Source organism: Citrobacter sp. CK191 (assembly GCF_030333435.1).
Lineage (GTDB): Bacteria > Pseudomonadota > Gammaproteobacteria > Enterobacterales > Enterobacteriaceae > Citrobacter_B > Citrobacter_B koseri.
The window spans coordinates 47515-59348 of record NZ_JAOWFX010000021.1; the positions used below are offsets into that span (position 1 = coordinate 47515).

Below are 11834 nucleotides of genomic sequence, written 5' to 3' on the forward strand. Positions count from 1 at the left end.
GAAATAGACGATTTGTCACAGTTTACAGCAGAAAAGGGCAGATTACCCGTAGGCCGGTAAGCGCAGCGCTACCGGGTATTTTTCCGCTACGCTCGCCATTGAAATTCACTACACTTACCCCCATCTGAAACAAATATGCACAGCGCCGGATGCGCGCTTCATTCACCTCATTCAACAGGACAGCGCTTATGACCAATCCATTACTGACGCCTTTCTCGCTACCGCCGTTTTCCCAAATCCAGCCTGAGCATGTGGTGCCTGCCGTGACAAAGGCGCTGAATGACTGCCGTGAAAACGTGGAGCGGGTAGTGGCGCAGGGCGCGCCGTACACCTGGGAAAATCTCTGCCAGCCGCTGGCGGAAGTGGACGACGTGCTGGGGCGCATTTTCTCTCCGGTCAGCCATCTGAATTCCGTTAAAAACAGCCCGGAACTGCGCGAAGCCTATGAGCAGATGCTGCCGCTGCTGTCTGAATACAGCACCTGGGTTGGTCAGCACGAGGGTCTGTACAATGCGTACCGCGACCTGCGCGATGGCGACCATTACGCGACCCTGAACCTCGCGCAGAAAAAAGCGGTTGATAACGCGCTGCGCGATTTTGAGCTTTCCGGTATTGGTCTGCCGAAGGAAAAACAGCAGCGCTATGGTGAAATCGCCACTCGCCTGTCCGAGCTGGGTAATCAGTACAGCAACAACGTGCTCGACGCTACGATGGGCTGGACGAAGTTAGTGACTGACGACGCGGAACTGGCGGGCATGCCGGAAAGCGCTCTTGCCGCCGCGAAAGCGCAGGCGGAAGCGAAAGAACAGGAAGGCTGGCTGCTGACGCTGGATATTCCAAGCTATCTGCCGGTGATGACCTACTGCGACAACCCGGCATTGCGTGAAGAGATGTACCGCGCCTATGTGACGCGCGCCTCCGATCAGGGGCCGAACGCGGGTAAATGGGACAACAGCCCGGTGATGGAAGAGATCCTCGCGCTGCGTCATGAACTGGCGCAGTTGCTGGGTTTCGACAGCTATGCCTTTAAATCGCTCGCCACCAAAATGGCGGAAAACCCGCAGCAGGTGCTGGATTTCTTAACCGATCTGGCGAAACGCGCGCGTCCGCAGGGCGAGAAAGAACTGGCGCAACTGCGCGCCTTCGCGAAAGCGACGTTCGGCGTCGATGAACTGCAACCGTGGGACATCGCGTACTACAGCGAGAAACAGAAGCAGCACCTTTACAGCATCAGCGATGAGCAACTGCGCCCGTACTTCCCGGAAAACAAAGCCGTGAACGGCCTGTTTGAAGTGGTACAACGCATTTACGGCATTACAGCCAGAGAGCGTAACGATGTGGATGTCTGGCATCCCGACGTGCGCTTCTTCGAGCTGTATGACGAAAACAACGAACTGCGCGGCAGCTTCTACCTCGATCTGTATGCGCGTGAGCACAAGCGTGGCGGGGCGTGGATGGATGACTGCGTCGGCCAGATGCGCAAAGCCGATGGCTCGCTGCAAAAACCGGTCGCCTACCTGACCTGTAACTTTAACCGTCCGGTTAACGGTAAACCGGCGCTGTTCACGCATGATGAAGTGATCACCCTGTTCCACGAGTTCGGCCACGGTCTGCACCACATGCTGACCCGCATCGAAACGGCGGGCGTTTCCGGCATTAGCGGCGTGCCGTGGGATGCGGTCGAACTGCCGAGCCAGTTTATGGAAAACTGGTGCTGGGAGCCGGACGCGCTGGCGTTTATCTCCGGTCACTACGAGACCGGCGAACCGCTGCCGAAGGAACTGCTGGATAAAATGCTGGCGGCGAAGAACTACCAGGCGGCGCTGTTTATTCTGCGTCAGCTGGAGTTTGGCCTGTTCGACTTCCGTCTGCATGCGGAATTTAACCCGGAACAAGGGGCGAAAATTCTGGAAACGCTTTCTGAGATCAAAAAACAGGTCGCCGTGGTGCCGGGGCCGTCATGGGGTCGCTTCCCGCACGCCTTCAGCCATATTTTCGCTGGGGGGTATGCGGCAGGTTACTACAGCTATCTGTGGGCCGATGTACTGGCGGCGGATGCCTTCTCGCGCTTTGAGGAAGAAGGCATTTTCAACCGCGATACCGGGCAGTCGTTCCTCGACAACATCCTGACTCGCGGCGGTTCGGAAGAGCCGATGGAGCTGTTCAAGCGCTTCCGTGGTCGTGAACCGCAGCTGGACGCGATGCTGACGCACTACGGCATTAAAGGCTGATAGCGTACGTGAAGATCTGCTTAGTTGATGAAACAGGCGCCAGAGACGGCGCCTTATCTGTTCTTGCCGCCCGCTGGGGGTTAGAGCATGACGAAAACAACCCGATGGCGCTGGTGCTGACGACTGCGCATCTGGAGCTGCGTAAGCGCGATGAGCCGAAGCTTGGCGGCATCTTTGTCGATTTTGTCGGCGGGGCGATGGCCCATCGCCGCAAGTTCGGCGGCGGTCGCGGCGAAGCGGTCGCGAAAGCGGTCGGCATTAAAGGCGATTACCTGCCGGACGTGGTCGATGCGACGGCGGGACTGGGGCGCGATGCTTTTGTGCTGGCTTCCGTAGGGTGTCGAGTGCGCATGCTGGAGCGCAACCCGGTGGTCGCGGCGTTGCTGGATGACGGTCTGGCGCGCGGGTATGCCGACCCGGAAATCGGCCCGTGGTTGCAGGAGCGCTTGCAGTTGATCCATGCCTCCAGCCTGACGACGCTGACGGATATCACGCCGCGCCCGCAGGTGGTTTATCTCGATCCGATGTTCCCGCATAAGCAGAAAAGCGCATTGGTGAAAAAAGAGATGCGGGTGTTTCAGTCGCTGGTTGGGCCGGATCTTGATGCTGATGGTTTGCTGGCGCCAGCGCGCCAGCTGGCGACCAAACGGGTCGTGGTGAAGCGCCCGGATTACGCGCCACCGTTAGCGGATATCGCCACGCCGAACGCGGTTGTCACCAAAGGCCACCGGTTTGATATTTATACCGGTACGGCATTGGTGGAGTAACGAATTGCCCGATGGCGCTTCGCTTATCGGGCCTACGGTTCATGCAGGGTACGCCGCCATCCGGCAATGCTGACTAAACAAACGGCGCCAGCGGATCGGCAATCTCAAACGCCACGGCTCTGTCGGCCTTCGGTGGATAGATCAGCTCGCTGACAATCGACAGCTTGAGTTTTTTCGCTTCCGCACGCGTCAGTTTTACCTGCTGATCCCAGCCTTCGGTGTAGACCGCGCCCCATGCGCCAAGATCCAGACAGGTGACATAGTTTTCCTGACGATACGGCAGAGGAGTGACCTCCAGCAGGTCTGCGGCCGCGTTATTCCCGGCAAACTTGCCCAGCAGAATAGCGTGCTGGCAGGTCATTAACGCATGATTGCCTTTGTCATCGGTTGCGGCGTACGCCACATCGCCAGTGGCATAAATGTCATCGTGACCCACCACCTGAAGCTGAGCGTTCACATGTAAACGCCCCTGACGGTCGCGTGGAGCGTCAATCTGCCCGGTCAGATCGTTCGCCTGAACGCCGACGGTCCAGATGACGGTTTGCGACGCGATGGTTTGCCCGTCTTTCAGCGTGATGCCCGTTGCGTCCACGCTTTCCACTTCCGTATTCACCAGCCACTCCACGCCCAGCTCTGCCGACGCTTCGATAATCACGTTGCGCAGTTCTTCGCTGTAGCGAGCGCCAGGCTGCGGGCCGCGTTCAACTACGACTACTCTGGTCTTAGCATCAGCGCCGAGAATATCACGCAAACGGCCAGGCAACTCCAGCGCCATCTCGATCCCGGTAAAGCCACCGCCGCAAACAACAACGGTATTGCGCGCGGCGCTTTCTTCTTTGTTCGCCAGATCCTTCAGGTGCTGCTCCAGTACGGCGGCGCTTTCCAGTTGATCCAGATCGAACGCATGCGCATCTGCGCCCGTTACGAGTGAACGGTTAACGTGGCTGCCGCTTGCCAGAATCAAACGGTCGTAGCGATGCAAATGCGTTTTGCCGGAGGCATCCGCCCAGCTCACCTCTTTTGAGTCGGGAAGGATCTGCGCAACCGTCCCGCGCAGGAAGTTGACGCCGGTTTCGTCGAACAGCGGTTGCAGGGGAGCGACCAGCGTCTGGACGGCATTTTCATAAAAGCGAGGGCGTACGCGAAGTTCGGGTTGTGGGGCGATAACGGTGATATCAATTGTGTCATTCTGGTGTTTATCTGCCAGACGGGCGGCGCTCAGCGCGGCCCACATCCCGGAAAAACCTGCACCAACGATCAGAATTTGTTTACGCATTTAGGTTGCACTCAATGTTAACGATGAAGTTATTTACTCGGATTTTATTAGTCGTAGTTAATGAATGCAATGTCATTTGTGCGATCCGGTGGAAAATGATCCAGATCTGTTGGTTATGATTATGATAAATAATGAATTAAATTTTAATTCCTAATGTGCTGTGGTTCTCTGTCTGGCAAGCGTCTGTCGAAAAAGCTACAATAACTCAGAATTATTTTGGCTGAGATAAGAGCATGGCATTCTACAGTTCCGGGGTTGAGTACGGCATCCATAGCCTGATGTGTATGGTGGACAGCAAAGGCGACGCCCGCGATATGAGCGTTCGCGAAATTGCTGACCTGCAAAGCGTGCCCTACGACTATCTGGCCAAGATTTTTACCCGTCTGTCGAAAGCGGGCCTGGTGCGCAGCATCGAAGGCAAAGGCGGTGGTTTTCAGCTCGCCAGGCCTGCCGAACACATCACGGTGCTGGATGTGGTCAACGCCATTGACGGTGACAAGCGCATCTTTGAATGCCGTGAAATTCGCCAGCGTCTGGCTGTTTTTGATGAGCAACCTCCGGCGTGGGCCTGCGAAGGTATCTGCGGCGTGCGCTCGGTAATGGACATGGCGCAGCAGCGTATGGAAGAAGCGTTAGGGCAGCATACCATTCTCGATCTGGCGCGTAAGATGTACCGCAAAGCGCCAGAGACCTTTGTGGTTGAAGTGCAGGAATGGATTGACGCGCGTAAAGGGTAAATGCCCAGGCGCAGGCCGGATGCGGCTATGTCCGATAGCGCTGTGCTTATCGGACTATGTTGCGATTAGACTGTTTTGAAAAGATTAACCATCTCTGGATTACGCTCTATCACCCGAAGAACCTTAAGATAAGTTCCGGTAGGGATACGCCTCTTCTGCTCCCAGGCCTGAATCAGGGAAGATGAGACGCCTATTGCCTGTGCAAACTCATTCTGCTTCATATTGGCTTTCTTCCTGATAGCTTTGACATCTGGAAGTTCATATCGGGTGATTTGGGCAGCAGGTTTGCGACCCTGGCTGATTTCAACGGCCTCGCTTGCAGATTCCATCAGATCTTTAAAGAAATCGTTCATAACGAGCCCTCTTTTAGTTGGTGAATGATGGATTTGAGGGCGTTTTTTTCTTCGCCGCTCAGACTATCCTTTTTGTTCTTAGGGTAAGCCATGAAAAGCCAGATACGCCCTTCGCTATTTTGAAAATAGTAAATACTACGAATCCCGCCGCTTTTGCCCTTACAGTGGCTTGCTGGAGCAAAACGAACTTTCCTGCAACCACCTGTACCCTGAATTAAATCACCTTCCAGCGGGTTTATAATGAGCATTTCCTGAAATGCGCGATATTCATCCTCGGTGAGCAGGGTTTCCCGCTGGCGGGCAAAGACAGAAGTCTCAATAAATTCAATGTAGTTCATGGTCATGTCCGTCCATGATGACCTGTTTGTTCAAATTATACTCTTACATCGTAAGAGTATACAGATAAAAAAACCGCGATGTTACTCGCGGTCAGAACTAAAAGTTGACGCTTATTTACTGCTATCCGGCGTATTAATCATCCGGTTCAACCACGGCACCATAATCGCCATCACAACGGTGACCGCCAGTGTGACGAGGCCTATTTTGCTGAACACGCCGGTGTAGATAGGCAGCGTCTGGAGCGGGTCGGTGATGTTTTCCGGTACGGCGGTGAAGGTTGCGACATAGCCGCCCAGCAGGAAAGCCGCCGCCTGCGTCAGGAACCACATCCCGAGAATAAAGCCCATCAGGTGCTGAGGCACCAGCGCGGCAACCATCGCCAGCCCCAGGGCGCTAATCAGCAACTCACCCAGACTCTGGAACAGGTACACCAGCACGATAAACCACGGTGAAGTCAGCCCCTGCGCATCGGCGAACCACATGCCTGCGGCGGCGGCGGTCAGAAAGCCCAGCGAACAGAGGAACATGCCCAGCGTAAACTTCATCGGCATGGTCAGATCTTTGCCTTTGCTCCCCAGACGCGTGTAAATCGCCGCCAGTACCGGACTGGCAACCACCACCCAGAACGGGTTCAGCGCCTGGAAGCTGACCGGGTTAATGGTAAAACCGAGAATATCGTGATGTACGTTATTGATTGCGAAGAAATTCAGCGATGTAGGCATCTGTGCGTACAGAATATAAAACAGCACCGCTTCAAGCATCAGGATAAAAGCGACGAACATTTTGTTGCGTCCGGTTTTATCCAGACGAAACGCTTCACGGAAGAAGAAAATGATGACCACAATCGACAGGACGATCAGCACCAGGTTGGCGATTTTTACGTTATGCATCAGCCAGGCGCAGAGGAAAATCATGGCGACGGTGCCGATCAGTACGGCGAGCAGATTACGGAAGCTCAGCGGCTTATGGTCTGGCTCTGAACCGATATCTTTCACCATGCCGCGACAGGCGAAGTAGACCAGAAGCGCGACAATCAGCCCGGCGCCGCACAGGTTATAGGTAACGGCATAGCCGAATTTGTCGGCGATGACCGGGGCGAGGGAGAGCGACAGCAGCGACCCGATGTTAATCGACATATAAAACAGGGTGAACGCGCCGTCCAGACGGGGGTCTTTGGGCAGGTAACACTTGGACAGCAGGCTCGCAGGGTTGGCTTTAAACAGCCCGTTACCGACGGCAATCGTCCCCAGCGCGATAAAAATCAGGTTCGGTTTCAGTAACGATAACCCGGTCATGAAGTAGCCGATCGCTAGGACAATCGCCCCCAGTACCAGGGTACGCTTAGTTCCCAGCAGGTGATCGCCAACGTAGCCGCCAATGGATATCAGGCCGTACACCAGTGCGGCAAATGCGCCAAAGGTGATAAATGCCTGTTCCTGAGAGAAGCCAAGCTGTTTAACAAAGAAAACCGCCAGGATGCCCTGGACGCCGTAATAGCCGAATCGCTCCCATAATTCTACAAAAAAGATCATGAAGAACGGACGGGGTTGCTGTAGCAAGCCCGTAGGTGCAGTTGTATTCATATTCCTTCGCCTTTCAATGCCATCCCGAAAAGTATGAACGCGTATGCCAAAACGCGCCGAAAAAGTCTGACTCTGTTATAGACTGCGGTCATTAACCGAATGAATAGATTATTATAGAGATAGTTTTCGATCTAATTAGTTGATCACACTAATTATGATTTGTGGTCTGGAATGTTGTACTGGAATGTGTTCGAGGGAAGGCATAAACAAAAACGCCCGCATTGGCGGGCGCTGTGTATATCGGGCTGATGAATGCCAGGCCGGATAAGGCGTCAGCCGCCATCCGGCACAACAGGAACTTACTCTTCTTCGTCGCGCAGCGGAACAATCAGCATGTCGACATGCACGGTATTAATCAGCTGGCGTGCTGAAGACATCAGTTTGCTCCAGAAGTCCTGATGATGACCGCAAACGACCAGATCCATATCGTATTTTTTGATCGCGTCAACCAGTACCTGACCCAGATCGCCGCTGCCGCTCAGGGTTTCGGTGATAGGGTAACCGGCATTGGTGGAAAGTTCGGTCAGCGCATGGTGTGTTTCTTCAGAGATGCGTTTTTGCATATCGCCCAGATTCACGTCGATCAGGCCGGTGTACAGGTCAGAGTAATTGACATCAACGTGGATAAGAGAGACTTTCGCGTTGTAAGGACGCGCCATTGAAACCGCTTTTTCTACCAGAACTTTACTTTCCGGGGAAAGGTCAACCGCGATGAGAATGTGTTTGTAAGCCATAGTGTTACTCCTTCCATAAGTTGTCGATGACTAGCCAGCTAGCGTTTCTTGTGCCGCCGCGTCACCCGCGTCCTGCGAACTACAGCGCGGGGCTAGCCCAGCCGAGAAGTGAATGTAAAGACTATCCTTACATTATAGCGACCTGGATAATCCGTCAATCCGCCTTGCTTGCCAATCAGTTAAACAAAATTTTCAGTTAATTGCATTGATAGCGGTTAACCTTCTGGCAAAAAAATTAACTGATCTCCTACACTATTTAATAGAGCCGTTCGGATGCAGGGCACTGGCGTGAACGGTTTAGCAGGACTCTTTCACTGAACTGTCTGGCTGAGTATCGGGGGAGCGGTAGTCCCGGAGAGGAGCTCCGTGGGCGGGTCGCCGGGGAGGAGGTATGATAAGCACCGTCGCATTATTCTGGGCTTTATGTGTCGTTTGCATTGTTAATATGGCGCGCTATTTCTCATCGTTACGCGCGCTGTTAGTGGTACTGCGTGGTTGCGATCCATTGCTCTACCAATATGTGGATGGAGGTGGCTTCTTTACCTCGCATGGTCAACCCAACAAACAGATGCGTCTGGTGTGGTATATCTACGCGCAACGTTATCGCGATCACCACGATGATGAATTCATCCGCCGTTGTGAACGCGTTCGCGGCCAGTTCATCCTCACCAGCGCATTATGCGGTCTGGTGCTGATCAGTATGGTTGCGCTGTTGATTTGGCACTGAGCAAAAAAAGCGGGTCAGTTTCCTGACCCGCTCAATACGGTTGATTCTGCATTCCTTTGCCTGATGGCGCGTCGCTTTAAGGCCTACGTGCTGCGTTTTTGTAGGCCGGATAAGGCATCGCCGCCATCCGGCACGGTCGCGCTTAGATAATCTTCAGCGAGATCCAGTACAGCACGCCGGACAGAATAATCGCCGCTGGCAGGGTAAACACCCAGGCCATCAGAATGCTGGTGACCGTTTTGCGCTGTAGACCGCCACCGTCCACGACCATTGTCCCCGCGACGGAGGAAGAAAGGACGTGCGTGGTGGATACCGGCATACCGGTGTAGCTGGCGAGACCGATAGAGACTGCGGCCGTCATCTGCGCCGACATCCCTTGCGCATAGGTCATGCCTTTCTTACCAATCTTCTCACCGATGGTGGTCGCCACGCGGCGCCAGCCGATCATGGTGCCAATACCCAGCGCCAGCGCGACGGCCATGATTATCCAGATCGGCGCGTACTCAATGGTGCTCAGCATATCGGTTTTCAGTTTTTTCAGCAGACGCTGGTCGTCATTGCTTACGCCAGGCAGCTTCACGACTTTATCGGTCGTGTCGGAGATGCACAGCATAATGCGACGCAGCTGGCTACGCTGGTCAACGCTTAACGTGTCGTAGCTTTCCAGATTCGCCAGCATACCTTTCGCGCGATCAAGCGCATTGATGGTATTCGCCGGGTGGCAATGGAACTCTGCGGGTTCTGTCGCGCCCGGTTCCGGTGCAGGAATCAGCTGGTCCACGCCGGTGACTTTTTTCAGCAGATCAGGGTGCTGCTGGAAGTACGTTTCGACGTTGTTGATGGCGTCGCGGGTACGGGTAATTTCATAGCCGGATGCGTTCATATTGACGACGAAGCCCGCAGGCGCCACGCCAATCAGAACCAGCATGACCAGACCAATGCCTTTCTGACCATCGTTAGCGCCATGAGAGAACGCCACGCCGATAGCCGAGAGGATAAGTGCGATACGCGTCCAGAATGGCGGCTTTTTCTTACCGTCTTTCTTTTCACGTTCAGCAGGGGTCAGGTGGATACGTGCGCGCTTTTTAGTGCCGCTCCAGTAGCGACGCAGCAAAAAGATCAGACCGCCAGCAAACACCAGGCCTACGATAGGGGAGACAATCAGTGACCCAAAGATATTGATAACTTTAGGTATATTTAGCGCATCCACCACTGAAGTGCCGGTCATCATTGCATTGGTTAAACCGATACCAATGATGGCGCCAATCAGCGTATGGGAACTGGAGGCAGGCAGACCAAAGTACCATGTACCGAGGTTCCAGATAATGGCCGCCAGCAACATAGAGAACACCATAGCGAGGCCATGTGCGGAACCCATGTTAAGCAGCAAATCCGTAGGCAACATATGCACGATGGCATAGGCTACACTCAGACCGCCCAGTAGAACGCCAAAGAAGTTAAAGACCGCAGCCATAACAACCGCCAGTTGCGAACGCATCGCACGGGTATAAATCACGGTTGCCACTGCGTTGGCTGTATCATGGAAGCCGTTAATCGCTTCGTAGAACAGCACAAAAGCCAGAGCAAGCAATAATAAAAGCCCGGTATGTAAATCCAGGCCAGCAAACAAATGTAGCATAGGACGTTACGCCATTTTGAGGACATGAACGCGGCGCATTATCAGTGACTTTCGCGGCGCGGGCAAAGTGAAATATAGACTTTTTTTGATATAACGCCTGCTTAATGTCATGCCACTAAAGAATTATCTTATAGAATTCAATTAAATACTCATATCCATTGATTTTGTCGCTGGTGCGACCACTGAGGAATCTTTACAATTCACGCCCTGTTTTCAGAGAGGATCGCAAAGTGGAAAGGTTTGATGCCGTTATTATAGGCGCTGGCGCGGCGGGTATGTTCTGTGCGGCGCAGGCCGGTCAGGCGGGTCGCCGCGTGCTGCTCATCGATAATGGTAAAAAACCGGGGCGTAAGATCCTGATGTCCGGCGGCGGGCGCTGCAACTTCACGAATCTGTATGTCGAACCTGCTGCCTATCTGAGCCAGAACCCCCATTTCTGCAAATCGGCGCTGGCGCGTTACACCCAGTGGGACTTTATCGATCTGGTGGGCAAACACGGCATCGCCTGGCATGAAAAAACGCTCGGCCAGCTGTTCTGCGACGACTCTGCGCAGCAAATTGTCGATATGCTGGTGGCGGAATGCGCAAAGGGCAACGTGACGATGCGCCTGCGCAGCGAAGTGCTCAGCATTGCGCGTGATGACGAAGGGTTTACCCTGGAACTGAACGGCATGACGGTCGCGGCGAAAAAAGTGGTGATCGCCACGGGCGGTCTCTCCATGCCGGGTCTGGGCGCGTCGCCGTTGGGTTATAAAATTGCTGAACAGTTTGGTCTGGATGTCCTGCCGACCCGCGCCGGGCTGGTGCCCTTCACGTTGCATAAACCGCTGCTGGAGCAGCTTCAGGTGTTATCCGGCGTTTCGGTGCCTGCGGTGATCGCGGCGCAGGACGGTACGGTATTCCGTGAAAATCTGCTCTTTACCCACCGTGGGCTGTCAGGCCCGGCGGTTTTACAGATTTCGAGTTTCTGGCAGCCTGGCGAATTTGTCAGCATCAATTTGCTGCCGGAGGTCGATCCTGATGATTTCCTCAATGAACAACGTTGCGCGCACCCGAATCAAAGCCTGAAAAATACGCTGGCGATGCAGTTGCCGAAGCGCCTGGTGGAATGTTTACAGCAGCTTGGGCAGATCCCGGATGTTTCCCTGAAACAGTTGAACGCACGCGAGCAGCAGGCGCTGATTGAAACGCTGACCGAATGGCGCGTACAGCCTAACGGTACGGAAGGCTATCGCACGGCGGAAGTGACGCTTGGCGGCGTGAACACCGATGAACTTTCTTCGCGCACGATGGAGGCCCGAAAAGTGCCGGGACTTTATTTTATCGGCGAGGTGATGGATGTCACCGGTTGGCTGGGGGGCTATAACTTCCAGTGGGCCTGGTCGAGCGCGTGGGCATGCGCGCAGGCGCTGAGCGAAGGATAACGGGTTTGCCCGACCAGAGAGCGG

At 54.4% G+C, this 11834-nt stretch carries 11 protein-coding genes; 5 read left to right on the forward strand and 6 right to left on the reverse strand.

What is annotated here, in order from left to right; translation table 11 throughout:
- The first annotated feature begins 188 nt into the window (after positions 1 to 188).
- Complete coding sequence (prlC, locus tag OGV82_RS04630; protein WP_101744185.1) at positions 189 to 2231, forward strand: oligopeptidase A; 2043 nt, start codon at positions 189 to 191, stop codon at positions 2229 to 2231.
- 8 nt (positions 2232 to 2239) lie between these two features.
- Positions 2240 to 2998, forward strand: coding sequence for a 16S rRNA (guanine(1516)-N(2))-methyltransferase RsmJ (gene rsmJ, locus OGV82_RS04635; RefSeq protein WP_101744186.1), 759 nt, complete (start codon positions 2240 to 2242; stop codon positions 2996 to 2998).
- A 73-nt stretch (positions 2999 to 3071) separates the two neighbouring features.
- On the opposite strand, the gene OGV82_RS04640 is transcribed toward rsmJ, so the two are convergent.
- Positions 3072 to 4274: an NAD(P)/FAD-dependent oxidoreductase gene (locus OGV82_RS04640; protein ID WP_101744187.1), complete on the reverse strand. Its 1203-nt coding sequence runs from the start codon at positions 4272 to 4274 to the stop codon at positions 3072 to 3074.
- Between the two features lie 233 nt (positions 4275 to 4507).
- On the opposite strand from OGV82_RS04640, the gene OGV82_RS04645 reads away from it, so the two are divergent.
- Complete coding sequence (locus tag OGV82_RS04645) at positions 4508 to 5011, forward strand: RrF2 family transcriptional regulator (protein WP_012135633.1); 504 nt, start codon at positions 4508 to 4510, stop codon at positions 5009 to 5011.
- Positions 5012 to 5076: 65 nt separating this feature from the next.
- On the opposite strand, the gene nadS is transcribed toward OGV82_RS04645, so the two are convergent.
- The 4 genes from nadS to uspA form a co-directional block, all read right to left on the reverse strand.
- Complete coding sequence (nadS, locus tag OGV82_RS04650; protein WP_101744188.1) at positions 5077 to 5364, reverse strand: NadS family protein; 288 nt, start codon at positions 5362 to 5364, stop codon at positions 5077 to 5079.
- Positions 5361 to 5702: a type II toxin-antitoxin system RelE/ParE family toxin gene (locus tag OGV82_RS04655; RefSeq protein WP_308385090.1), complete on the reverse strand. Its 342-nt coding sequence runs from the start codon at positions 5700 to 5702 to the stop codon at positions 5361 to 5363. The genes nadS and OGV82_RS04655 overlap by 4 nt, the downstream gene beginning before the upstream one ends.
- Before the next feature lie 111 nt (positions 5703 to 5813).
- Positions 5814 to 7286 (reverse strand): dipeptide/tripeptide permease DtpB, encoded by a 1473-nt coding sequence (gene dtpB / locus OGV82_RS04660; protein WP_047460450.1) that lies wholly within the window; start codon positions 7284 to 7286, stop codon positions 5814 to 5816.
- A gap of 299 nt (positions 7287 to 7585) precedes the next feature.
- Entirely contained in the window at positions 7586 to 8020 is a 435-nt protein-coding gene (uspA, locus tag OGV82_RS04665) for a universal stress protein UspA (protein WP_000323571.1), read from the reverse strand.
- A 391-nt stretch (positions 8021 to 8411) separates the two neighbouring features.
- Here uspA and uspB point away from each other — a divergent pair, with 391 nt between their 5' ends.
- Positions 8412 to 8747, forward strand: a complete 336-nt coding sequence (gene uspB / locus OGV82_RS04670; protein WP_012135627.1) for a universal stress protein UspB — start codon at positions 8412 to 8414, stop codon at positions 8745 to 8747.
- A gap of 142 nt (positions 8748 to 8889) precedes the next feature.
- Here uspB and pitA read toward each other — a convergent pair whose 3' ends face one another.
- Complete coding sequence (gene pitA / locus OGV82_RS04675; protein ID WP_012135626.1) at positions 8890 to 10386, reverse strand: inorganic phosphate transporter PitA; 1497 nt, start codon at positions 10384 to 10386, stop codon at positions 8890 to 8892.
- Between the two features lie 230 nt (positions 10387 to 10616).
- Between pitA and OGV82_RS04680 the strand changes: the two genes are divergently transcribed.
- Positions 10617 to 11810 (forward strand): BaiN/RdsA family NAD(P)/FAD-dependent oxidoreductase, encoded by a 1194-nt coding sequence (locus tag OGV82_RS04680; RefSeq protein WP_047460455.1) that lies wholly within the window; start codon positions 10617 to 10619, stop codon positions 11808 to 11810.
- Positions 11811 to 11834 lie beyond the last annotated feature (24 nt).